This is a genomic window from Sphingobacterium sp. MYb388 (assembly GCF_037479535.1).
GTDB lineage: Bacteria > Bacteroidota > Bacteroidia > Sphingobacteriales > Sphingobacteriaceae > Sphingobacterium > Sphingobacterium anhuiense.
The window spans coordinates 77531-102694 of record NZ_JBBGYV010000011.1; the positions used below are offsets into that span (position 1 = coordinate 77531).

Annotated in this window: 17 protein-coding genes; 1 reads left to right on the forward strand and 16 read right to left on the reverse strand. The window is 40.5% G+C overall.

Features of this window, described 5'->3' with window-relative positions; all coding sequences use genetic code 11:
- Positions 1 to 58: 58 nt before the first annotated feature.
- The 16 genes from WH188_RS23920 to WH188_RS23995 form a co-directional block, all read right to left on the reverse strand.
- A complete protein-coding gene (locus WH188_RS23920; RefSeq protein ID WP_339424727.1) occupies positions 59 to 1027 on the reverse strand; it encodes a glycoside hydrolase family 43 protein in 969 nt (322 codons plus the stop codon).
- 12 nt (positions 1028 to 1039) lie between these two features.
- On the reverse strand, positions 1040 to 2194 hold the full coding sequence (locus tag WH188_RS23925; RefSeq protein WP_339424728.1) for an endo-1,4-beta-xylanase: 1155 nt from the start codon (positions 2192 to 2194) through the stop codon (positions 1040 to 1042).
- A gap of 10 nt (positions 2195 to 2204) precedes the next feature.
- Complete coding sequence (locus tag WH188_RS23930; protein WP_339424729.1) at positions 2205 to 3617, reverse strand: MFS transporter; 1413 nt, start codon at positions 3615 to 3617, stop codon at positions 2205 to 2207.
- A gap of 413 nt (positions 3618 to 4030) precedes the next feature.
- A complete protein-coding gene (locus tag WH188_RS23935) occupies positions 4031 to 5614 on the reverse strand; it encodes a glycoside hydrolase family 43 protein (protein ID WP_339424730.1) in 1584 nt (527 codons plus the stop codon).
- Between the two features lie 34 nt (positions 5615 to 5648).
- Positions 5649 to 7736 carry a hypothetical protein gene (locus WH188_RS23940; RefSeq protein ID WP_339424731.1) on the reverse strand — a complete coding sequence of 696 codons (2088 nt, stop codon included), beginning with the start codon at positions 7734 to 7736 and terminating at the stop codon, positions 5649 to 5651.
- A gap of 80 nt (positions 7737 to 7816) precedes the next feature.
- Positions 7817 to 9670 carry a sialate O-acetylesterase gene (locus WH188_RS23945; protein WP_339424732.1) on the reverse strand — a complete coding sequence of 618 codons (1854 nt, stop codon included), beginning with the start codon at positions 9668 to 9670 and terminating at the stop codon, positions 7817 to 7819.
- Positions 9671 to 9906: 236 nt separating this feature from the next.
- Entirely contained in the window at positions 9907 to 11235 is a 1329-nt protein-coding gene (gene xylA / locus WH188_RS23950; protein ID WP_021190371.1) for a xylose isomerase, read from the reverse strand.
- Between the two features lie 6 nt (positions 11236 to 11241).
- Positions 11242 to 12723, reverse strand: a complete 1482-nt coding sequence (locus tag WH188_RS23955; protein WP_339424733.1) for a xylulokinase — start codon at positions 12721 to 12723, stop codon at positions 11242 to 11244.
- A gap of 82 nt (positions 12724 to 12805) precedes the next feature.
- Complete coding sequence (locus tag WH188_RS23960; RefSeq protein WP_339424734.1) at positions 12806 to 15259, reverse strand: glycoside hydrolase family 95 protein; 2454 nt, start codon at positions 15257 to 15259, stop codon at positions 12806 to 12808.
- Positions 15260 to 15368: 109 nt separating this feature from the next.
- Complete coding sequence (locus tag WH188_RS23965; RefSeq protein ID WP_339424735.1) at positions 15369 to 16211, reverse strand: alpha/beta hydrolase; 843 nt, start codon at positions 16209 to 16211, stop codon at positions 15369 to 15371.
- A gap of 137 nt (positions 16212 to 16348) precedes the next feature.
- Positions 16349 to 17326 carry a transketolase family protein gene (locus WH188_RS23970; protein WP_339424736.1) on the reverse strand — a complete coding sequence of 326 codons (978 nt, stop codon included), beginning with the start codon at positions 17324 to 17326 and terminating at the stop codon, positions 16349 to 16351.
- 8 nt (positions 17327 to 17334) lie between these two features.
- Positions 17335 to 18192, reverse strand: coding sequence for a transketolase (locus WH188_RS23975; RefSeq protein ID WP_339424737.1), 858 nt, complete (start codon positions 18190 to 18192; stop codon positions 17335 to 17337).
- Positions 18193 to 18197: 5 nt separating this feature from the next.
- Positions 18198 to 18863 carry a fructose-6-phosphate aldolase gene (fsa, locus tag WH188_RS23980; protein WP_339424738.1) on the reverse strand — a complete coding sequence of 222 codons (666 nt, stop codon included), beginning with the start codon at positions 18861 to 18863 and terminating at the stop codon, positions 18198 to 18200.
- 498 nt (positions 18864 to 19361) lie between these two features.
- Complete coding sequence (locus WH188_RS23985) at positions 19362 to 20327, reverse strand: hypothetical protein (RefSeq protein WP_168126231.1); 966 nt, start codon at positions 20325 to 20327, stop codon at positions 19362 to 19364.
- Between the two features lie 315 nt (positions 20328 to 20642).
- Entirely contained in the window at positions 20643 to 21365 is a 723-nt protein-coding gene (locus WH188_RS23990; protein WP_232789247.1) for a LytR/AlgR family response regulator transcription factor, read from the reverse strand.
- Entirely contained in the window at positions 21359 to 22399 is a 1041-nt protein-coding gene (locus tag WH188_RS23995) for a sensor histidine kinase (RefSeq protein ID WP_168126230.1), read from the reverse strand. The genes WH188_RS23990 and WH188_RS23995 overlap by 7 nt, the downstream gene beginning before the upstream one ends.
- A 136-nt stretch (positions 22400 to 22535) precedes the next feature.
- Here WH188_RS23995 and WH188_RS24000 point away from each other — a divergent pair, with 136 nt between their 5' ends.
- On the forward strand, positions 22536 to 24998 hold the full coding sequence (locus WH188_RS24000; protein ID WP_339424739.1) for a TonB-dependent receptor: 2463 nt from the start codon (positions 22536 to 22538) through the stop codon (positions 24996 to 24998).
- The last annotated feature ends 166 nt before the right edge of the window (positions 24999 to 25164 follow it).

Consider the following 25164-nt stretch of genomic DNA (forward strand, 5'->3'; position numbering starts at 1 on the left):
CAAGTTTAAAATTGGATAATTGGATAATTGGATAAGCTAAAAAAGTTCCTCAGTTTTACTATTCTTGCCCATCCAGTGTCTTGATTAATCCCTTTTCATCATATTCCAGCTCGACTACTTTCATACTCCGCAACCAGGTTTTACCGCCAGAGGGCACGCAGTCATGATAAAACAAATACCATTTCCCTTTAAATTGCAGTATACTGTGATGAGTGGTCCAACCAACCACCGGAGTCAGAATCACACCTTGATAGGTAAATGGACCATAAGGATTATCCCCGATTGCATAACACAATAAATGCGTATCGCCTGTAGAATACGAGAAATAATACTTGTCGCCATATTTATGCATCCAGGAAGCTTCAAAAAAACGGCGTTCTAGATCTCCCTGTTTAAGGGGATTACCTTCTTGATCCAAAATAACAAGATCTTTTGGTTCTTCATCAAATTGCAGCATATCCTCCGTTAGTTTTACAACTTTTGGACATAGCGCTACATCATGCCAGTGCGGTAGATCCATCGGATAAGTCATTTTGTTATTTCTGTAATATTGAAGCTGCCCGCCCCATATACCGCCGAAGTAAAGATAATGGCTACCATCATCATCTTGAAAAGCACAGGGATCTATACTGTAGCTTGCTTTAATTGGATTCTCCTCCGGAATAAAAGGCCCATATGGCGTATCACTTACCGCTACTCCAAGCCTAAAGACATCGGTCTTATCCTTCAAGGAGAAATAAAGATAATATTTACCATTTTTTGTCGCCACATCCGAATCCCAGAGCTGTCTTCCACCCCACGGAATATCTGCTACGTCCAATACTTTGCCATGATCGACCGCCTCGGCATCCATATCATCCATAGAAAAAACATGGTAATCTTTCATATCAAAATGATCGCCATGATCATTTTCCAGAATACCACTTTCCCAGTCATGCGAAGGATATATGTAAATTTTATTCTCAAAAACATGTGCCGACGGATCAGCCATAAAATCATTGGGTACTAAATATCGTCCTTTATTCATAAAATTATAGGGTTATTTTTGTTTTGCTAATTCAATTAAATCCTTGACAAAAGGTTTAGGTTTATACTCCCGGTCAAATAACAAAGGATAGTCCGTCCGTCCGGGAACTGGCCATCCATTTTTCCACGAATCACCATCACCTACCCCCCACACCGTTACACGCGTTATTTTATCGTCATGTTTTAGATATAATTTAAAAAAATCCTTGTAACGGCTAGCTAAAGCTTTCGCTATAGCATCCGGCAAACCTTCTTTATATGGATTTAATTCATTTTTATACTGATACGTTTCACTGATTTCTGCTCCCATATTGGGATTTACATGAGGCAATACAGAAATATCCATTTCCGTCACCATCACTTTTGTCCCTAAATTAGCAAAATCGACAATTGACTTTTCCACTTCACTTAGGGCAGGATTATCTAATCCATTATGTTCTTGCATGCCAATAGCATCAACACGGATGCCCGAATCTAGCACCTCTTTTACCAGCTTTATAATTCCATTTCGTTTAGCAGGAATAGCTGTTGAGTAATCATTGTAGTAGAATTCGGCATTAGGATCTGCCTCTTGCGCAAATTGAAAAGCAAGCTTAATAAAATCTTTACCGATGATATTGTAAAACTTACTTTTCCGCAGTTCACCATTATCCAGCACAGCCTCATTGACCACATCCCAGCCATGAACACGTCCTTTATAGCGTCCAACCACGGTATGGATATGTTTGCGCATCCTCTCAATCAACACTTCACGCGAGACATCCTTCCCTTTATCATCGATAAAGAACCAAGTTGGCGTCTGCGAATGCCACATTAAGGTATGCCCGATGATATGCATGCCATGCTGCTCTCCCAATGCGACAAAACGATCTGCATCTTTAAAATTAAACTCCCCTTCCCGGGGTTGCAGGTACATACTTTTCATACAGTTTTCGGCCACGATGGAATTAAATTGAGCTTTTACCACCGAAATAGCGGCGGCATTGCGTTCCCATATTTGTTCCAGATTCAAAGCTGTACCGATATAAAATTTATCCTTGAAAGCATGCTTCAATATAACTTGGTCTTCAATGGTTCGATCACCCGTTACCTGTTGTGATTTAGTCGAGGTGCATGCCAAACCCAATGTAGCGATGCCTGCAAAAAAAACGATCTTTACTTTATTCATTTTTAACGATTTAATTCTTGTGTCTTGATTCTATTTCATGATTTATTTTATCGATCACCGCATCGTCCAATTCATATTTTGAAATAATGAACATGGCTACCAGTAATAAAATAGCAGGTATAACAACCACTAACCAAAGGATACCCTGCTCGGCAAAAGCCGATTGCGTAATGGTATTGTCTTTATCAAAACCGACATATGCAAGCACGAGACCTGGTACGACGCCCCCCAGGGCCATACCTGCTTTATAAAAAATACCGGTCAAAGCATTCACGATACCTGAAATCCGTTTTCCTGTCGCATGCTCGCCATAGGAAATCACTTCGGGTACCAATGCCCACATATATCCTGTAGCTACTATGATGCCTGTGGATTTAATAAATTGTGCCACTAACACCAACCAAACCTGACTCCTTAAAGCGGGTATGACAGAAATAATATAAAGCATGATCATTCCTAATATGGCGATTGTTAAGAACACATAAAACAGTTGCTTTTTACCTATCGCACGCTTTATCGCAGGCACCAGTGGCATAAAAATAAAGGCTGGAATAGATCCTAATGCCATAAAATAAGGAAGCATTTCTGGTGCTTGGACATTATAGATCATATAATATGAGCCCGCAGCATTTCCGATCGCCATCATGGCAAATGCAGTGATAAAGAAGAATGCCAATATGCGCAAAGGTCCATTATGTTTAAATGCAGTCCACAGGTCCGAAACTTTTACATTTTCGGTTTCTTTCACATCCATGACAACACGTTCCTTAGTTTGCGTATAACAGAAAACCAATAACAATAAGCCCGCGATAGCATAGAGCGTCATTGTAATAAACCAAGCTTGCGCAGATTCGGGAGAATTGATCTTTCCATTTGGCGAAAGATATTGAACCAGTATAGGTACCCCATATCCTACTGCCAGGCCACCCATATTCGCCATAAACATACGGGTCGACGTCAGTTTTGTTACTTCATCCGTATCGCGCGTCAGCGATGCATTTAGTGCGCCATACGGTACATTGATCAAGGTATAAATCATAGATAATCCAACATAGGTTATATAGGCATAGAGTAATGATCCAGAAAATCCATTCCAAAAACAGAGTATGGCAAATCCAGTTAATGGGATACCGCCTAGAATTAAATAAGACCGGTATTTTCCCATTTTAGGATTCTTTTTATCAACAAATGCACCCACAATTGGATCCCATATCACGTCAATAACACGAACCACGAGAAACATAATTCCCGCCGCTGTTGCAGATATCCCAAATACATTCGTGTAAAAAATAAGCAGATACATGGATACCGTTTGGTAAATCAGGTTTTGCGCCAGATCACCTGATCCAAATCCTATTCGTTGCAACGACGAAAGTTTATAGAAACCTTTCTGTTCGCCTGTAGTTTGCGTTTCAGTTTTCATTTTTGTCTTGTAAATAATTGGTTTTTATGCATCATGCAGCTGCTGAAGCATACCTGATATTTTTTAGGTCCATCAATAATGTTTAAGATTATCGATGTGTTCAGTATCACAAGTTCATGATGACAATTGTAAAATTACAAGTACGACGATTTAGCACATGATACATATGTGTTATTAATAGATAAAAATGTTTAAATGGTGGCCGAAAATGGCTAAAAAGAAAGTTTTTTGGAAAAACAACCCCCTTTACTAAAAATTTAGATGGTGTAGGTTTCATCCCTACATTTTGAACAGATGTCCACTAAAAAATCAATCCCCTACGTCTTATAACGTAGGGGATTGATGAATCGCTTATTTTATAAAGCAAGGACATACAGCTATAAAATCCGTAAAGTCCTAAGACCGTTAAAAAATTAGGGCCGGATGTGGAAATAGTCAAAATCCACAAATCCACCCACATTTTTAGTCGCATAATTAAATAATCCGAATCGATAGCCCATAAAATGTGGTATGGTATAGGTCATTTTAAATTCCGTTCCTATGGGTTCCCATTTTTCACCATTGAGGCTATAGAAAAAAGTAGCAACATCTCTTTTATTGGTAAAATCACATTTCACCTTTAGGTAAACTTTCTGCTGATCCAACGGGATACGTACCAGCTCTTCTTCGATTCCTTTCTTAGCATTGCTGTTCACTAAAAAATGTTGACCGCCTTCCATGCGTATGCCTAGCAAGCCAAAGTTTTGCTGCAGTAAAGATAAACCTGCAAAATCGCCATCTTTCATAGCAGAAACATCGATTGCAGTCTCACCCTCACAAGTGGGACCAAAGGTGCGCTGTGTCAAGGTGTTTCTTGCCTGCAAAAAATGCGGATCTACACGTCCAGTCTTTAACCTCAGGTTTCCTTTATTTTCACTTACAGACCATAACTGCGCAACAGGATTGTGGTTCCATTGCCATACCAGCGGTAAATCCGGTTCTCCCGCTTTACGGTCAAAATCATCCGAATTAACGAGATGCGGGATCAATCCCCTGCTGGCTGGAAGACCCAGTACTTCGGGTACTTTACCATCCACACCCAGTACCGGCCAGCCCGCTTTCCACGTAACAGGAACAAGATATGGGATCCTTCCAACAGCACCATAATCCTGAAAAAGATAAGCATACCAGGCACCATTTGGCATATCAATCAATCCCCCCTGCGCTACACCTTGATCCTGCAAAACCACCCGCCCCTCATATGGTCCATCTATTTTATCGGCTCGGTGCACAATCACAGACCGCATCCCACCTGGAGGCCAGGAAATGTTAAACAGATAGTATTTGCCATTTACTTTAAAAAATTGAGAGCCTTCGGCCGGAAGGCCACCTTGCGCACCCACAGGTGTAGTCGGTAACGTTGCGTTTTCAATTAATACCCGTTGCGTCTCGGGTTTTATTCCAGATAAATCGGGCAGCAGTTCAACCATATTGATCTTACCGCCACCCCATATCATATAGATTTTATCCCCTTCAAAAAATAGGCTATGGTCATGCAAAGCAGGCTTAAACTCCTTTCGCTCCCAAGGTCCTTTTTCGATATCCTGAGTCGAATAGATATAAGTCTTGCCCGTAGTCTGTGCAAATGTGCTGACATAATAGGTTCCTTGATGAAAGCGTAAACTACTTGCCCATGATCCCCGACCATACGTACTTTGGTTATGATCCAGATTCAGCTCATCAATAGCAGCAAGAGTATGATGTCCATAACCGATCATTTCCCAGTTAACTAAGTCTTTGGATTTCATGAGCGGCAAGCCCGGGTTCATATGCATGGTCGTACTGCTCATATAATAAGTATCACCTACACGGATCATCGACAGATCCGGAACATCGGCAAAGATGATCGGATTTTTTGCTTTCTGATCCTTTTGCTGTCCATAAATTGGATTTATAAATAAAAACAAAAGTAAAACCCAATACGATGATCTGTATATACCTGTTACATGAATTTTCATAATACTTATCTATTTTTTAGGTTTATCTAGAGACTTAATCAGCAGTAAATATAACATTATAAATCTTGGACACACCGTTGTAGTTAAATGTTACCCGACAAGCTCCCGAAGATGATGTTGCTTGATTAATGGTAATTTTAACAGCCGGATTATCCGAAGATGCCGTCACAACCGGTGCAGCTGCTTGTTGCGATGAAATTTTACTTTTAATCTCATACTGACCATAGTCAACAATGCCATTTGCATTGGTAGAGCGGACAGGTACAGCCGGTATTTCCAGCGCTTTGCCGTTGACAGCGATACGCACTTGAGGCACGATTGGACGATCAATTTTATGTTTCTTTGAACTAAATCCCAGACCGATGAAGTCAAACAGGAATTCATGATCTTCCCCTTCCGCAACCAGGTATATCGCATGCTTTTTATCCAGATGATCAACATATTTGGAAACATCAATTTTAAATGCTGCCGTTTCACCCGCAGCATTCTCCGGAACGACAATTTCCCCTATTTTCTGACCCTTCCAAGTGGCATTATCATAAGGACCATCCATCCAAACATTAACTTTAAAGGACTTTTTAGATTTTGGAGTTATAAACAGGTTAAACATGGTATTGTTTCCTTCTTTTGTTCCTTCAAAAGCTTTCAGTCCAAATTGATCCTGCTTCAGACCCCCAAAACCAAAATATTTAAAACCGACAACACTCCCATTTCTGAGATTTGTAACCGGCATATGATTATCCCATATATCCCAAGAATCTTGCATGGTACTGATATCAGAAAGGTGGGCCGTATATCCCGCTGAATAGTATTGATAAGGATCGAGTCCAAAAATATGGAAGCCCTCAGAAGTCACTTCTGCACCCTTATATTCTTTACCCTGACTATCCTTAACCGTCACCATTTTATTTTCGGCATACGGATCATAAGCCCTGATGCGTACCGACCCTCCTTGTGCGACTGGTTTTTCGTCCCAATCGATGATAACAGGAGCGACTACTGCCTGACGTGCAAATCCAAATCCTCTTGGCGGTCTATGGTAAAAAACATACCATTGCCCATTAATTTCCTCGATACTGCCATGCGTATTATGCCCCGCATTACTCGTTTCTATCGCTGTACCATCTTGATTAAGGACCGGTCCACGCGAATCGACCAGCACACCCCCGCTCTTCCAGGGTCCCAAAGGTGAATCACCAATCAGATAGCGCAAGGTAGAGTTCGAACTTCCGACACCGTATTCAGGACCCGAATAACCACTATATACCGACACGTACTTATTGCCCACTTTCCGGATCGAAGAAGCTTCAAAGAAGTTAAAAGATCCCAAATCCTCTCCCGTTACAACATGCGCATATTCCGTACCCTTTGGATCCCTTAACACACCATAGCTTGCACTAGCAGGAATAAAACGGTCGATGATCTTTGTTCCCGGTCTCACCGTATACATGGTATTTTGATCTAATTGAGCCGCCAAAGAGCGTTGAAAACCCCAGTAGGCATAAGCTCTAAATCCGATTTCAAAATCAGGATCATTACGATCTGTTATTTGCTCGACAAATATAGCCGGATCAAATCCAATCACGCTTCCAGGCAACGTACGTGTACCATCTTCCGTTAAATTGATCGGTTTAAAAGGTCCATCAGGACGATCTCCTTTCACCACCATAGCTTCGCGGTGTTCTCCCCGACTGTGCGGATATAGATAATATTCTTTACGGCCATCCTTTCTTTTTACTTCAACTAAGTCCGGTGCATACATGACATCCCATTGCCCACCAGTTTCGTAGGTGAAAATAGGTCCATCATCTCTCCAGCTGGACAGATCATCAACAGGTGCAGACCACATCCGAATATCAGGTCCACAATAACTGTCAAATCGTAGATCATGCGATCCGATGATATAAGCACGGTATTTTCCGGGATGATCGGGATCCTCAAAGACGCGAGGTTCACCATCCGGCAAATGCTCCCAAAGTGGCAAATAGGGATTACCCGCACCTTTGTGAACAAACTTTTGTGTCTGATTACTTTTTATCGCATTAGGCTGTGCCATCACATCGGTTGCCGATAGGGCAAACAGACCTGCACAGAACAGTAAGACTGACTTTTTCTTAAACATAAATTTAGTTTTATTCATAATTTTTCTCTGCTATATTATTGATTACCCCCGCATGCATCGCCCCGCTACCCCACAGCTCACTACCAATTGTCAGTACGAAATGGTGAGGCAAGTAATCCTGCTTTGTTTTGAAGATTTGCTTCTTCCGGATTGTCACTCCAGGCATAACGAACGGCTACAGGGTTTGGAACTTCATTACTGCTCACAATGACCGTATTACCTTGAATAACTGCATCTGCCCACACGTAGACCCTATCTTGGCCAGCTATGGCGAAATGTTTTAAACGATGTTCACGGCTCTTTAAACCGCCTGCACTAGGATGGAAAAACAAAACAATCTTGTTTCCATCGATCTTCATATTTTTATAAAGCGGACCTTCACTAACCACCTGTTCTCCATAGACCAATCGACGCGCTTGCAAAAACAAACGGTAGGCAAGATCTTTTTTATTTAATGGGTGAATATCATTCCATTCGCCCAGATCATAAGTTACTGTCAAGGCCGTTTTAGATACTTCCAATGCGGTTTGCAATTGTGCTTCCCGAACGCGGGCCCAACCACTTTCAACTGGTGGCTTGACAGATTTCGGAGCATAATTAGGGAGCTGCACAAGTAAAAAAGGAAGTTCAACTTTTTGAAATGTTGTCCGCCAATTTGCGATCAGTGCTTTTAAATACTTCCCATAATTAGGATCTCCTGCATTACTTTCCCCTTGATACCAGATCACCCCCTTCACCTGATAGTCTCGCAATGGATAGAGCATACCATTGTAAAGCATCGACCCCATGGTTTGCAGATTTGGAAGCTGTTTTTTTGCCTGCTCCAATACATTTAAATCTTGGCCAACTTTATATTTCCATTCTCCCCTAAGGTCCACTTCTATTTCATCACTGCTCATTCGGTATGGTTTATCTGGGATAAAGCCACCATCATTGGCATGAGCTGTTAAACGGATGGTGATATTATTTTTTCCCGATTTCAAAATTCCTGCAGGAATATCATATTTGCGGGGAGGATAGAAATAAGAAGTAGTGCCCACAAATATGCCGTTCACAAAGACAGAATCACGATCGACCATTGTTCCTAAGTAAAGTTTAGCATGCTTGCCCTCCATATCAGGAGGTAAATTAAAATCTTTACGGTACCAGACCGTACCTTTAACATCCAGACCTGTTTCATTCCAGCGGCTTGGCACCGTTGCTATTTTCCAGTCACGATCGTCCCAATCTGCATGGTACCATTTATTGGCCCCCTGATCTACCGCCGCATTTTCTAGAACAGCTAATGCATCTTTATTGACGGTCAAAGCTGGAAATTCTTTTAAATGCGCTTGATTAATCCAACTTTGAATGGTACTGCCACCTTTACTGACCACCAACATACCTACAGGAACACCAGTATGGCGATATGCTTCCTGCGCATAAAAATAGGCTAAAGCGGTCCAATTGATCACATCAGTAGCTGTCGCTGAGTACCATTTTGCGTCCGAAGCAATCTCCTCTTTTTCCTGTATCACTTCCTGTGTCGGTACTTTATAATAGCGTATCATGTGATTATTGGACACATTGATCTCGGAATACCGATCCACTAAACGCATTATAGGGGTTTCCATATTAGACTGTCCTGAGGCCAGCCAGACATCGCCAATAAGAATATCCCGAATCACAAATTCATTAATTTCCATGAGAAACGGTCCCCCGGCTTGCTGCGGAGGCAGGCTCACAGACCATTTGCCAGCAGCATCAGGTTGTGTATGGTAAATTTTTCCATGAAAACGGATGGTCACTTTCTCGCCACTGTCTGCCCAGCCCCACAATTTCAGATCCACATCGCGTTGCAGTACCATACGATCGCTGATTAAAGCCGGAAGCCTGATCTTGGCAACGACATGCTGGTAAATAAAAAAGCTGAACAGAATGGCAATAATTCTCATAGAACAATTATATATTTTCCTTGTATAAAAAAATCGCGGTTTTAAGTTTCTTCCCCTCCATATGCTTATTATCTCATCGGATGTGTTAAGATTGCGATGATTGCGCATCGCTCTGCATCTTATGACAGGAATAACAGGTCAATTGGTTATGGACTTGATAAAATTAAAATAAGTTATGAAAAGAGCAGAAGCCCTTCCCATAACTAAAACGAAAAAAAAACAATTACTAAAACGGGTTAAATAAAACGGTTAATTAAATTCTCTAAATATTCCTGCTTACCGCTAATAAGTTTAGGTTCACCATTTTCAGCAGCAAAGTTCCGGAGATCTTCTAAGGTCAATTTTCCTTGCTCAAAATCAGCACCGGCACCAGTATCAAAGCTCGCATAGCGCTCTGAACGTATTTTTTTATAATCAGATTTCTGAAGAATATTGTCAGCAATGACCAAAGCGCGAGCAAAATTGTCCATTCCACCGACATGGGCATAAAACAGGTCGGCAGGATCGGTTGAATTTCTGCGGATCTTAGCATCAAAATTAACACCGCCACCTTTTAAACCACCAGCCTCTAAAATAATTAACAAAGACTCGGTCAGTTCATTCAGATCGTTTGGAAATTGGTCGGTATCCCAGCCATTTTGATAATCACCACGGTTAGCATCGATAGACCCTAAAAGCCCCGCATCTGCAGCAACTTGCAATTCATGCTGAAAAGTATGCCCAGCCAGAGTAGCATGGTTCACTTCTAGGTTTAACTGAAAATCATCCAGTAGATCGTACTTTCTCAAAAATCCGATCACCGTTGCCGCATCAAAGTCATACTGATGTTTAGATGGCTCGCAGGGTTTAGGTTCAATAAAGAACGAACCCTTGAAACCATTTTTACGGGCATAATCTTTAGCCAGATGTAAAAAACGGGCCAGATGGTCCTGCTCTCTTTTCATATCTGTATTTAAGAGCGACATATATCCTTCACGTCCCCCCCAGAACACGTAGTTTTCACCCCCAAGGGCAATCGTAGCATCAATAGCGGCTTTTACCTGTGCACCACCATGCGCCAGTACATGAAAATCAGGATTGGTTGAAGCACCGTTCATATAACGGTGATGGCTAAACAGGTTAGCAGTTCCCCAGAGCAATTTGATACCGCTCTGTGTTTGTTTTTCCTTGGCATAGTGGACGATATGCTCCAAATTTTGTTCATTTTCAACCACATTATCGGTGTAATCAACCAGATCGACATCATGAAAACAATAATAAGGCAATTGCATTTTCGTCATAAATTCAAATGCGGCATCCATTTTATCTTTTGCCCGGTCTATGATCGTAGGTTTGGCATCCCATGGAAAAAACTGTGTCGGTCCTCCAAACGGATCCGATCCATTCCCATTAAACGAATGCCAGTAAGCACATGCAAATCTTAGATGCTCGGCCATCGTTTTTCCTGCTACCACACGATTTGCATCATACCATCTAAATGCGAGTGGATTATCCGAATCTACCCCTTCATATTTTATCTGTCCAATGTTTTTGAAATACTCCTGATTTCCTAATAATACTTCCATTTTTTATTAATTTAACAATTTCCTATTTAAACTATCTTTCCATTTCTCATACAGCTCATCATATAAAGTGATATGTGAAGGTTCAATGATCGCATGTTTCTCCAATCCGGCAAATGCTTCTTTCCGAGAAGCAAATATCTCTGCTCCGATTCCAGCTCCCAGCGCTGCCCCCTCACTTCCATCATTATCATAAAGCTCGACTTCTACCTGTGTCACCCCAGCAAAAGACTGCTGAAATACGGGGCTTAAAAATAAATTGGCATGTCCGGCACGGATTACTTTTGGTTCTATTCCATTCTGCCTCAAAATATCCAGACCGTAGCGAAAAGAGAAAGCTATTCCTTCTTGAGCGGCACGCCACAGGTGCGCTTCGTCGTGACGTACAAAATCAATATTTTCGATATGGGCATGCACCATCCTATTTTTTAACATTCTTTCGGCACCATTGCCAAAAGGCAAAACCGTGATACCATCAGAACCTATGGCGATATTAGACGCCAATTGATTGATCTGTACATAGTCATTGCCCAGTGCCGTTATTTTTTTCATCCAGCTATTTTGGATACCGGTACCATTTATACAGAGCAGCACTCCTAAGCTTGTCTGCGAAGAATTATGGTTGACATGCGCAAATGTATTGACACGAGACTCCTGATCATACACCAGTTGATCCGTAACCGCATATATAACACCCGATGTACCAGCAGTCGCAGCCACTTCTCCGGGTTCAAATACATTCAAAGAAAGTGCATTATTAGGCTGATCACCGGCTTTATAACTCACGAAAGCATCTCTGGAAAGGTTCAGTTCATCCGCTACTTCGGGTTTGATCAGTCCATAGTTTGAGAAAACAGGTAAAATATCCGGAACTAAATCCTGATCAATACCGTAATAATCAAGTAAGGTCTCCGAGATCCTATTGTTCTTAAAATCCCATAAGATTCCTTCCGATATAGAACTGATATTAGAATTAATTTCACCTGTTAAACACATGCTCAAATAATCACCCGGTAGCATGAATTTATGTATCCTCGCATACAGTTCGGGTTCATTGTGTTTCACCCAGGCTAACTTTGAAGCAGTGAAATTTCCTGGAGAATTGAGATGTGAGGCCAAAAAACCAGTCGAAGACAGATCTGAGATTGCCTGATCGCCTATTGCAACAGCTCGACTATCGCACCAGATAATGGCATTACGCAGTGGTCGTTGATCCTTGTCTACGATCACGAGGCCATGCATTTGATAAGCAATTCCAATGGCACCGATATACTTCGGATTATAAAGTCCTGTACTGTTCAGCTTTTTTATCGCCAATTTTGTATGCTCCCACCACAGATTGGGATCTTGCTCCGCCCAGCCCTGCTGTTCCGAAATAATTGCAGCTTCGCTATCGGGGTACTGTGTAGACACAATTCTCCTATTGGTCTGTGCATCAATAACCGAAACTTTAATAGAGGAAGTCCCTAAATCTATTCCTAATAATAACATATCCTATTTTTCTAATATTTTTTTTGGTCTCTTTATTCCCTATTGTTCGTCAACATTATCTTCTCACATGCTTTTAAAGCAATTACTGTGCGTTAAAAACATACTTTTCTCCTCTTTGAGTAGCCATATCGTACTCAAAGATTGGTTTCAAATGCGGCCCTTTCAAAGTCGCTTGTGATGACACAAGGGCTTCTTTTCCAGCTATAGGGTTTAATAGGTTATTTGAGTTTTCACCAGCTGCTCTCTTCAACCCCTTACCTTTAAGTGGCCAGTAGGATCGTAAACGTAGGTTTCCGCCAATTTTTGAGGTAACAGCAATGTTCCGAATCTGACCATCTTTCCAGTTCATATCAACAGTAAATCCACCTCTAGCTACAATACCCGAGACAGCGCCATCGCTCCATAACTCGGACAACGCGGGTAGCACATGCACCGCTCCATCATGGCTCTGTAGCAGCATTTCAGCAACTCCTGCACTCAAACCAAAATTTCCATCAATCTGAAAAGGTGGATGGGCTGTAAACATATTGGGATAAGTCCGTCCATCCGGATTTTTATGATTCGCTAAAGTCAACATATTGTCTATGATCTGATACGCTTTATTCCCATTGAGCAAACGTGCCCATAGATTGATCTTCCAGCCGATAGACCAACCTGTCGCAAAATCACCTCGATACTGCAATGAATTAGCAGCAGCCTCAAATAATTGGGGCGTCCGATACGCCGATATTTGGTTTCCCGGATACAGGCCATACAAGTGCGATACATGCCGATGGTCACTTTTAGGATCATCAAGATCTTCCAGCCACTCTTGCAATTGCGCATATCGGCCTACTTGCATAGGCGGAAGCTTTCGAGCGGCTTTTATTAATTTCGCTTGATAAGCGGCATCTTGATCGACAATCTCGCTCGCTAATGCCGTACGTGTAAGGATATCGAAAGCCAGTTGATTGTCCATGGTAACCCCCGCAGAGATCGGCCCGTGCTCGGGAGATATGGAGGGTGCAATGACCAGCCAGTCTTTATGCTTAGGATGTGCAATAAATATAGAAAGAATAAAATCGGCCGCTCCTTTCATGACAGGATACACTTCAGTAAGAAACTTCTGATCACCGGTGTATAAATAGTGCTCCCATAAATGCTGCGTTAGCCATGTTCCGCCTGTCGGCCACATACCTGCTGCCGCAAAATCAATTGGACTGGTCACCCGCCAGAGATCTGTGTTATGGTGCGTAACCCATCCATCAGCACCATAGAGTACCCGTGCAGTTTCTCGACCACTCTCGCTCAACTCTTTAATAAGCTGAAAAAGGGGCTCATGCGTTTCTGAAAGATTAGTAACCTCCGCTGGCCAGTAGTTCATTTCGGTATTAATATTGACCGTATATTTGCTATCCCATGGCGGATTCATCGATCTATTCCAGATCCCCTGCAAATTGGCAGGCTGCCCACCAGGCTGAGAAGAGCAGATCAATAAATACCGTCCAAACTGCACCAATAACGCCACCAAAGCTGGATCTTGCGTCGTTTTGAAACTTTCAATCCGTTTAGTCGTCGTCAGATTTTCTTGTCCTGCTGTTTGACCCAGATCTAAATTGAATAGTGCGAATTGCTTGCTGTACATTGCGATATGCTGCTTCAATGCCGTTTTAAAAGCTTTCTTTTGAGCCAGTGCTAATGTACTCGCCGCCCGGACTGCTTCCTGATCATCAAGGGTTTTGTAATTCACAAAATTTGTGGCAACAGCCATATAGATCACGACCGATGTCGCACCCGATACGGTCAGTTTGTTATCCGTGAGCGTGACACGGCCGTCCTTATTTTTAACAGCAGTATGCTTTTGATACCTGATTTTTCCGTCAATACCTTCATGCGATGTCCCGCTACCTTCCAAAATTAGGCTTTGACCGGATTTATAAATGTTGTACCTGGAAGGATTTGCATATTCGAGATCAAAATTTAAAGCTCCCCTTTTACTAGCGGTTATTTCCATTAGAATCACATCATCAGCAAAAGAAGAAAACACTTCACGCGTATAGGTGACACCGTCTACCGTATAGCGCGACCGCACGACAGCTTTTTCGAGATCCAGTTCGCGGTAATAATTCTGATAATTTTTATGGTTAGGAAAATTCAAAATGACGCTGCCTGCCGTCTGATAGGGCATGCCATGGGTTTTGGTAAAAAATGATTGATTTGTTAAGCGATCGGCCGCCTCTGTTTTACCAGCAAAGATCAATTGCTGAATTTGAGGAAGTGCGTTTAACGCATTCGGATTATCATTGCGGTATGGTCCCCCGGCATAAATCGTTTCTTCGTTAAGCTGTAATTCTTCACGCTCCGGAATACCATACACCATCGCTCCCAGACGCCCATTCCCGATCGGTAATGCCTGTTCCCAGATCTGATCAACGACAGGTTGATCATACCACAATTTTAGTGAGCTTTTATGCTGCGCATATGCAACACAGCCGAATATGGACAGCATTACTATCCCTATGATCGTAAATAATTTAGCAACCATCAATCTCATCATGCTATTTTGTTTCCTCTACTTATTATTTTATACATTGATTAGGCTGTATTGGTCAACTTATAACCCTGTTTCAGGAACCAAATAGCCTACATACATATTCAAAATGTGATCATTTACCCTGACTACGCTCCTTAAACAACAATTGCGAAATCTGATACAGATCATTCTTCCAAACCTTAAAATCATGTCCACCCGGCTCGATATAGAAGACATGCTGTACCTCATGCTTTTTCAAATAATCATGTGTTCTGTTCGTAATAGTGATTAAACCATCTTGATCGCCACAAGAAAGCCAAAGTAACTTGAGTTTGTCTTTTACTTCTTGCGGATGTGGGATCAGTTGCTCAGGCATTAGGGTATTGGGTGCGGAAGAAAACCCACCGACCCAGGCAAATGTATCCAAGTTGCCAAGACCAAAATTTAGAGCTTGACCTCCCCCCATGGATAATCCAAATAAGGCACGGTTCAAAGGGTTAGCAATCACAGGATAAGTTTTTTCGATATATGGAATAAGATCATCAATAAGATCTCTTTGAAACGTCGCAAAAGCCTCAACTTTAACCGCATCCATGATATTACCTATAGCGCGGTCATCTTTCATCGCACGGCCATTGGGCAATACCACAATCATCGGTTCCACCTTACCTTGTGCATACAGATTATCCAGAATAACATGAGGAGTACCATTGTTTAACCACTCAAACTGATCGCCACCGATCCCATGTAAAAGATAAAGTACGGGGTACGATTTCTTTGCTGAGAACCCAGGAGGTAAATACACTAAAGCCGTCCGTTCTATACCAACAGTTGATGAAGGATAAGTAATCGTATCTATTTTACCATGTACAATATCCGGTTGATATAAAGCAAACCCCTCAGGAGCTGTAACGGTTTGAGCTTTTAATACCGTAATGGATAGGACTACACATAACACCGTCCAGATATTTTTCATAATCATTTGGTTTATAATTGAATATTAACACTTAGGTAAATTGATAATTTATCAATTTAGGTTTCAATAAGCATGAGTGAGCCGACCTTTTCCTTACCTATTTTTTTGAATTCATGGAATTCAGAAGATTAAAGGGTTTATAACACTTGTGCAGATTGGTCTACTTTTCTGGAAATCACTTTCTCTACTGCAGATACGATGTTCGCCGCATTTAAACCATATTTTTCCATAAGTTGTGCAGGTGTCCCCGATTGACCGAAACAATCATCAACAGCAATATATTCTTGTGGGATCGGCATATTCTTGACAAGCAACTGTGCAACACTGTCTCCTAAACCACCTAAGCGATTATGCTCTTCCGCCGTCACCACGCAGCCTGTTTTTCGAACTGAATTCAATATCGCATTATCATCCAATGGCTTAATGGTGTGTATATTAATAATCTCTGCATCTATACCCAATTGCTCTAAAAGCTCACCTGCTTGAATGGCTTCCCAGACCAAGTGTCCTGTGGCAATAATAGTCACATCATTCCCTTCGTTCAGCATAACCGCTTTTCCGATTTCAAATTCCTGGTCTTCTGGTGTAAAGACAGGTACTACAGGTCTTCCAAAACGGAGATACACAGGACCGAAATACTTTGCGGCAGCAATCGTCGCAGCTTTGGTCTGGTTATAATCGCAAGGATTGATCACTGTCATCCCTGGTAGCATCTTCATCAAACCGATATCCTCCAAAATCTGATGCGTCGCACCATCTTCTCCCAGTGTCAATCCTGCATGCGATGCTGCGATCTTTACATTTTTATCAGAATAAGCGATCGATTGGCGTATCTGATCATACACCCTCCCGGTTGCGAAGTTGGCAAAAGTACCCGTAAACGGAATCTTATTCCCGATGGTCAGACCGGCCGCTATTCCCATCATATTGGCTTCCGCAATACCGATCTGGAAGAATCTTTCCGGAAATTCTTTTATGAAATCGTTCATCTTTAGTGACCCGATCAAATCAGCACAAAGTGCCACTACATGTTCATCTTGACGACCTGCTTCCAGTAGCCCCGCTCCAAAACCTGAGCGGGTATCCCTAGATTCGCTATATGTATATTTTTTCATTTTTTTGCTTAATAATCTCCTAATGTTTGTGGGTTCTGTGCCAAAGCATCTGCCAGTTGATCGTTATTAGGAGCAACTCCATGCCATTTATGTGATCCCATCATAAAGTCAACGCCATTTCCCATTTCAGAATGCAGTAAAATAACAGTTGGAAGACCTTGACGAGCCTGCTGTTGCGCTTGGCTAAGACCTTCCAGTATAGCTGCGATATCATTTCCCTGATGTATTTCCAATACCTGCCAACCAAAAGCTAACCACTTGGCACGCAGATCACCCAAAGACAAAACATCATTCGTCGCACCATCGATTTGTGCACCATTATAATCAATTATGGCAATCAGGTTATCCACTTTATTATGTGGCGCATACATCGCAGCTTCCCACACTTGACCTTCCTGCAGTTCGCCATCACCCATCAGAACATAAACCAGTCCTGCATCCTGATTTAGTTTTTTAGCCTGTGCCGCACCGATTGCCACAGATAAACCCTGACCGAGTGAACCTGATGCGATACGCACACCTGGTAACCCCTCATGCGTGGTAGGATGCCCCTGCAACCGGGATCCAAGCTTGCGAAACGTAGCCAGTTCGGCTACATCAAAATAATCTGCTCTCGCCAGTACACTATAAAAGACAGGAGAAATATGGCCATTAGAAAGAAAAAACAGATCTTCTCCGCTTCCATCCATATCAAATCCCTCTTTCCGGGTCATGACTTCAAAATATAAAGCAACCAACAGTTCTGTAGCCCCTAAAGATCCTCCGGGATGACCCGATTGGCAGGCATGGACCATGCGAACGATATCTCTTCGCACTTGCGAAACAACAGCCTGTAGCTCAGAAATACTTTTTTTACTGATTTCCATCGCGATTAATTGTTTTGAGCAGCTACCCGTTTATGATCCGCTAAAAATTGCGCTAGACCACTGTCTGTTAAGGGATGTTTTAAAAGAGAAAGAATGGCAGACAAGGGCGATGTAATAACATCGGCACCTATTTTGGCGCAACCCAATATATGCGTACTGTTACGTACAGATGCCGCTAATATTTGGGTAGGAAAGATATAATGATCATATATTTCCCGTATTTCTTTGATAAGCCCCAGTCCATCGACAGAAATATCATCCAGACGGCCTATAAATGGAGAAACATATGTCGCACCTGCTTTTGCAGCCAATAATGCCTGTCCAGCAGAAAAAACTAATGTACAGTTGGTTTTTATGCCTTTGTTACTAAAATATTTGATGGCTCTGATACCCGCTTGAGTCATGGGTACTTTGACCACGATTTTGCTATCCAAATTTGCCAGTTGCTCTCCTTCCAGGATCATTCCTTCATAATCGGTTGCAATAACCTCAGCGCTCACATCGCCCTCGACAATAGCACAGATCGCTAAGTAATGTTTCTGAACAAGATCATCACCGCTTATCCCTTCTTTTGCCATTAATGTAGGATTGGTCGTTACACCGTCGAGAACCCCGAAGTCTTGGGCTTCCTGAATATCATTCAAATTGGCTGTGTCAATAAAAAATTTCATTTATTAAATTTAAGTTTAGTAGTTTATGGTTTGGTCTGCAAATGAGCCTTTCAGAATCTCCAATTGCAAAACAAAACTATACTTTTAGGCTTTCAAAAAATGAAACAGATCTTAAAAAGAAGGGTAAAAATGTTCAAAACGCAACCCTGAAATACAGCTATGGGCTGTTTAATCGTCTTCCTTGCAGAAAACAGTTGAATAGAAGAAGTAGATATCAAAAGCCATAAACAAAAAAGGAGACGCTACAAAGAATCTCCTTTTTAATCACTTTTTCCTCAGTCTTACAAGCAACCGGCTGGTCACTCCCTTGTCCCGTTACTCCGTCAATATGTTACGTCTTAACGATGTCACTTTTTCAATATGTCACTACATTACAGCCGAAAACATATTACTATGGTACACTGCCACCCCTGCGCAAATACTTATTCTAAAAGAGAATTGATATCAACAAAAAAAGGTGTCCAAAGGCACCTTTTTTAATATTAGCTCAGTAAAACTTTATTTCAATTTTTCGACTTGCTCCGGAGTCAGAGATAAAATATCACAAATCATCGCTATATCAAAACCACTATTCAACATTTTAGTAGCTGATTCGAACTTTTCTACTTCAGCTTTCTCCCTTTCAGCCTCAGCAAGAGCTTCCAATTTCTTGATGCGTACCGCCGCTAATCCACGTTCTTGCTCCTGTCCTTCTCGCTTAGCCTTTTCCAATAAATATTCACGTGTACCCATTGTTGTGCTCCTTCCTAATTTTGTATCGATTTCTTGTTCAAATTTAATAAAAATTTCTTTATCTTCAAAACTAACATAATAAGCCAGGAAATCATAAATACCCTGACGTGTAGTCTTTTCCATATCCCTTTTCATCATTTGATCGTAAAGATCATGTTTAATATCTTTAAGTTCTTCGTCGGTCACATTATTATTAATTATAGCCAAAAATGCCGTTAATACCACAACAGCAAATGGATTCGGATTAGACCGTAAATCTTCCTCATTTTGACTTAGAATCTTATAGTAATTGAATTCATACCGTAAAGTCGTTCCTAAAAAACTTTGTTCATACAACTTTGGCTTATAATGTTTATTCTCATCAGTCAATATCGCTATGGCACAAACTGGCACCTGATATCGATCAGTGATTTTATAATAATATTCAAACATCCGTTTTTCCAAATCATTATTACCCTTGTTGGACTGCACTTCAATATGACAAAAGATAAATTGCTCACCTCCACCTTTCATATAGACTTTTACTAACTTATCGACAAATCTTTTACCTTTATTACTCTTTTCTGGCGGAAATAAGGTCTCAAACTCTTTGTCGAGATATTCAAAAGGTTTATTCAAGTCAAATAACAATTCAGCTTCGGGAAACATAAATCGGAGGAAATCTGCAAAAGTCTGCTCCAGTATCGATTTCCACAAGGGATCATCAACACGTCTTAATTTTTGCCTCATCATAATTCATGGTTAATTGATTATCAAACACTAATATAAACATAAATAACTAAAATAAGTAGTAATAAATCTATTTATTTTAGCAAACAGTAATTAAAAACAATTCCATTTTCGCGAGAACTACACTTACGACAATACTTGAGTTAATGAGATTTTTTTAAATTAGTGCTATGATTTTTAGTGTGATCATACTACCAATTAAAATAGCACGAACGAAACAGATACAAAGATGTTTTAGATGACCTTGTTATACCCTACTAAGAAATTAAAAAAGATAACATTTTGAAATTTACCTTATAAAATACATCATACCCCTTATTAAAATTCCTTCAATCTCGAATAAAATGTAGCCTTATAGCTTTCACTGATGGGAATTTTCTCTTCATCAATTAGCAGAGAATTTCCGTCTATAAATTTGATATAGTTAAAAGATACAATATAGGAACGATGCACCCTACAGAAAAGTCGGGTAGGAATCAGATTAATTATTTCTTTCAGATTCATATAAGTAATGATATGTTGATCCTTCGTGTAGACGGATATATAGTTATTCAAACCCTTAATAAACATGATATCTGAAAATTTAACCTGATAATATTTATTTTTAGCATCACCTTTTAATAACAGATAGTCATTTTCAACCTGCGGCGTCATGGACGCCAATTGTAATAACCGAAACTTATCTACAGCCTTTTGAAAACGCTCATAGGAAAATGGCTTCAGCAGGTAGTCTACCACATCCAGATCAAAACCTTGCAGTGCATAGTCCGGATAAGCTGTAGTTAAAATAACCCGGCATTTATTTCCGCAACGTTTGAGAAATTGAATACCGTTTATCGTCGGCATCTGAATATCTAAAAATACCAGATCAACATGTCCGCTCATAATCATATTTAAAGCATCAAATGCATCATCGGTCGCTTTGATTAAAGTCAGATCTGGGGTCTTGTCAACATATGCAGCAATAATTCCTGTCGCGTACAATTGATCATCCAGTGCTATGCACCGATATCTTTTACGATCTATCTCACCCTTTACCACAATTTTACAATTAAAGATATACGATAAACCAGATCATTCTTTTCCATATGTAAAGTATGTTTCCCTGGATATAAAATTTCGAGCCGACGTTTAACATTAGCGATTCCAATACCACTGCCCTTTTCCTGAAATTGTGTATTGATATAATTAGACACTTCAAATTCCAATATTGCTGGCGTGACATTTAAACGGATATTGACCGGTTGCTTTTCAACATGTGTTATGCCATGTTTAATGGCATTCTCCACAAATGGAGCAAGCAATAAAGGTGGGAATAAGAGCCTGTCTATTGCTCCCGTTATTAAAAATGTATGGTAAAAATTAGGATGAAACTGCATGCTATGGAGGGCAATATAATCTTCAATAAACACGACTTCTTCACCAAGCGTCAGCATATCCCGCTTATTCTGCGCCAGCGTGTACCGCATGGTATCCGACAGCTTTAGGATCGCAGTTGATAAATTTTCGGACAAAGGCAACGCTATGGAATACATATAATTTAAGGTATTATATAGAAAATGAGGATTGAGCTGCGATTTTAAGAAATTCAATTCCGCCTGTTCCATCCCCGCCTGAAGCACTTTGTTCTTTTTTTCAACCTCAAAAGATTTCGCGACCAGATACACAATCAGGGCGATAAAGACTCCAGGTAATGAAAAATAAAAGTTATCGTAGATGAAATAATAAGGATCAAGATGAGGGTTCGGCTTGAATCCAAGATACTTCACAAAGAGCACTTCTTCAAAAGAATACCTCAAAAATACAATGGTTAAAAGCAATGATATAACGCTAACCGTTAAAGAAATCGCTTTATTCGCACGCCAAAATTTTGGGAAGATATAGAACAGACAGACAATGATCTCTCCCAATAAAAGTAATTGCGAAAACACAATCAAGATCACCCCTTCAAAGGATGATCTTGAAAATAAAATTGCTCCGATTATAAGGTATAAAAATGAAATCAGCCAAAAAAATAAAACGATGCTCAAAAGCCTTCTATTCGTCATACCCAAATTTAAAAATTTAATAACCATTTTATAATTTTTTACACCAATGGCACCTAATATTACGTGAATCTATAAATCTTAGTTTAACATCATTTCCCGCCCCGTTGGCGTAATAAAATTTACGGTGTCCAACAAAGTTTGAACATTTGGGAAAACATTGATTATGAAACAAAATAAGGTACTTTATATAATGCAACCAGTAGTACTGCTCCTACTTTTAAACCTGCCACATTGCTCATTTGGACAAATAAAACGACAGTTTAAAGCGCACACCATTACAGGAAAAGTAGTTGATTCTTTAACAAAAAGAATGATTCCAGCATCAAGTATCTATTTGTATAGGAAAGATACTGCTGATGGCAGACCGATGAAAACAGTCATTGGTGATGCAGCAGGAAATTTTAAAATCACAGCGGTTCAGCCCGGCAATTATCTTCTAAAAGTGAGCGCATTGGGTTACGCGACCAGTACAGAACACTCCATTAACATCAATAACGGTAATGTTGATTTAGGTATGATCGGTATGTCTGCCGCTAATCATCAGTTGCAACAGGTGGCTGTATACCATAAAACACCGCTTGTACAAATCAAAACAGACCGGCTTATTTATAATACGGCACTTGACCCCACCCTGTCTGGAGGAAATGCGGCTGATGCATTGCGAAAAGTACCGCTACTATCTGTGGATGCAATGGGTAATGTATCGCTGAAAGGAGATCGAAATGTCCGCATATTACTTGACGGAAAGCCTTCAGGGGCTATGAATAATAATATGGCAGACGCCCTAAAAATGATTCCTGCAGACCAGATAAAAAATATAGAAGTGATCACCAGTCCATCATCAAAATATGACGCAGAAGGTGGTTCCGGAATAATTATTATCAATACCAAACGAAACAGTACCGATGGAGTACATGGATCATATTCCGGAGGATTAGGAACGCGACAGAATAATTTCAATGGAAATATCAGCATCAGAAAGAGCAAATTAGGCATGAATGCAAATTTGGGAAATTCCTGGAGCTGGCCTGTTGATACACGCATCACATTTGATCAGGAACTTTTGAATAAGGAACAGTATATCGAACAAGAAACCGAAAGCCGGAACAAAAGGAATGGTTTAAGAGGGAGCCTATCATTAGATTATGAACTTGATTCCAATAATCTCCTCATTTCCAATTTCAACATACATCAGCTCACTATCCAAACAGACAATCTCCTCAAGACAAGCTATGCAATAAGTGCCCCTATCAGCAGTATCAATAACAACCAAGTTCGCTTCGGAGGATTTGACTGGAGTACCGATTACATCCGAAAATTTCAGAAGAAAAATCAAGAATTAAACTTTTCAGTTCAATTATCTAAAAATAACACCAATACAAATTATCAATCTTTCTTTCTGCAGAACAATTTTCGTCCTGATGAAAAAGGACTGAACGCAGGCGCGAATAAAGAAGTAACGATACAATTGGATTATACCCATCCCATCAAAAAGGCCACTTTAGAATTGGGCGCAAAAGCCATCTTCAGGGACATCCAATCTACTATTCAAGTCGATACAATCGGACAGGAAAATGTCTATTTAAATGTCAGTCAAAGAACTTACAATTTCAGTTATAGGCAAGATGTAGGGGCCATCTATTCGACGCTACAGATCCCTTTAAACACAAGAACCGATATTAAAGCCGGAGTTCGATATGAGTATACAAGAGCAGAAATTAAAGCCATCGATCAGCAAGCTAGTTTTCGTGATCAGCAGCACAATATTCTCCCTAGCGCAGTGATCTCCTATAAAGTCTCAGAACAGTTAAATTTGAAGATCAGTTATAACCAGCGCATGCAACGGCCAAGTCTATATTTTCTAAACCCCTTCCGAAACGAATCAGACCCTGTCAATCAATTACAGGGAAACCCACAATTAGCCCCTGAACTGTCGCATAACATGGAATTGAGCACGCATCTCACTATGAAAAAATACATGCTTAATCTTTCGCTATACCGACGAAGAAACAGCAATGTCATTGAATCCATTTACAGGAGTACGAACAACAACGGCAAGCCAATCGTATTGCAGACTTTCGCCAATATCGGCGAAACACAATCATTTGGAACTAATATCTTTGCATCTGTCGATTTATTTAAAATATTGACGTTGAGAGGAAATATCGACCTATACACCTTCCATATACAGCCCAAAGATCTCTACGGTAATTTGACACATCAGGCCAATAAGACTTTCATCAATTACAAGACCTTTATCAGCGGTACTGTAGATCTGAAAAAAGGATGGATAGCCGAGTCTTTTATATTTTTTGATGCTCCAGAGCGAACATTCCAAGGGCATTATGCCTCCTTTAACATGTGGAATTTAAGTGTAAAAAAAGAAATACTGAAGAAGAAAGGTACTTTAGGGCTTACTATGGTCGATCCATTTCAAAAAGTAAAGAATCTGGGTTCATATGCAAAAACCGATCAATACGAACAGTATGGAAATTTTGCCATTCCATTTCGATCCTTTGGCATTAACTTTTCGTGGAAGTTCGGCAAGAGCAATTCGCAAAGGGAGAAGTACGATTCCAATATCAAAAATGATGATCAGAAATCTGGAGGAGAGTCTAACATGTAAGTTAGCTCCCCTATCATTCCGGACTAGATCATTTTGAAATAAAAAATTAGGGAATGTTGAAGTAAAAGTTCGAAATCTCCAGGTACCCATATCTTATCAGGTTTTACTATTTAAAAGCGACAGGCATGTGTATTCTTAAACCATCTATTATTCATTCCTTCAGTTT

What these genes read in the sequence shown, in the direction of transcription:
- WH188_RS23940 (WP_339424731.1), bottom strand. Translation starts at nt 7,736, where the DNA reads ATGTTTAAGAAAAAGTCAGTCTTACTGTTCTGTGCAGGTCTGTTTGCC.
- WH188_RS23925 (WP_339424728.1), bottom strand. Translation starts at nt 2,194, where the DNA reads ATGAATAAAGTAAAGATCGTTTTTTTTGCAGGCATCGCTACATTGGGT.
- WH188_RS23955 (WP_339424733.1), bottom strand. Translation starts at nt 12,723, where the DNA reads ATGTTATTATTAGGAATAGATTTAGGGACTTCCTCTATTAAAGTTTCG.
- fsa (WP_339424738.1), bottom strand. Translation starts at nt 18,863, where the DNA reads ATGAAATTTTTTATTGACACAGCCAATTTGAATGATATTCAGGAAGCC.
- WH188_RS23945 (WP_339424732.1), bottom strand. Translation starts at nt 9,670, where the DNA reads ATGAGAATTATTGCCATTCTGTTCAGCTTTTTTATTTACCAGCATGTC.
- WH188_RS23930 (WP_339424729.1), bottom strand. Translation starts at nt 3,617, where the DNA reads ATGAAAACTGAAACGCAAACTACAGGCGAACAGAAAGGTTTCTATAAA.
- WH188_RS24000 (WP_339424739.1), top strand. Translation starts at nt 22,536, where the DNA reads ATGAAACAAAATAAGGTACTTTATATAATGCAACCAGTAGTACTGCTC.
- WH188_RS23985 (WP_168126231.1), bottom strand. Translation starts at nt 20,327, where the DNA reads ATGATGAGGCAAAAATTAAGACGTGTTGATGATCCCTTGTGGAAATCG.
- WH188_RS23935 (WP_339424730.1), bottom strand. Translation starts at nt 5,614, where the DNA reads ATGAAAATTCATGTAACAGGTATATACAGATCATCGTATTGGGTTTTA.
- WH188_RS23920 (WP_339424727.1), bottom strand. Translation starts at nt 1,027, where the DNA reads ATGAATAAAGGACGATATTTAGTACCCAATGATTTTATGGCTGATCCG.
- WH188_RS23975 (WP_339424737.1), bottom strand. Translation starts at nt 18,192, where the DNA reads ATGGAAATCAGTAAAAAAAGTATTTCTGAGCTACAGGCTGTTGTTTCG.
- WH188_RS23995 (WP_168126230.1), bottom strand. Translation starts at nt 22,399, where the DNA reads ATGGTTATTAAATTTTTAAATTTGGGTATGACGAATAGAAGGCTTTTG.
- WH188_RS23965 (WP_339424735.1), bottom strand. Translation starts at nt 16,211, where the DNA reads ATGAAAAATATCTGGACGGTGTTATGTGTAGTCCTATCCATTACGGTA.
- xylA (WP_021190371.1), bottom strand. Translation starts at nt 11,235, where the DNA reads ATGGAAGTATTATTAGGAAATCAGGAGTATTTCAAAAACATTGGACAG.
- WH188_RS23960 (WP_339424734.1), bottom strand. Translation starts at nt 15,259, where the DNA reads ATGATGAGATTGATGGTTGCTAAATTATTTACGATCATAGGGATAGTA.
- WH188_RS23970 (WP_339424736.1), bottom strand. Translation starts at nt 17,326, where the DNA reads ATGAAAAAATATACATATAGCGAATCTAGGGATACCCGCTCAGGTTTT.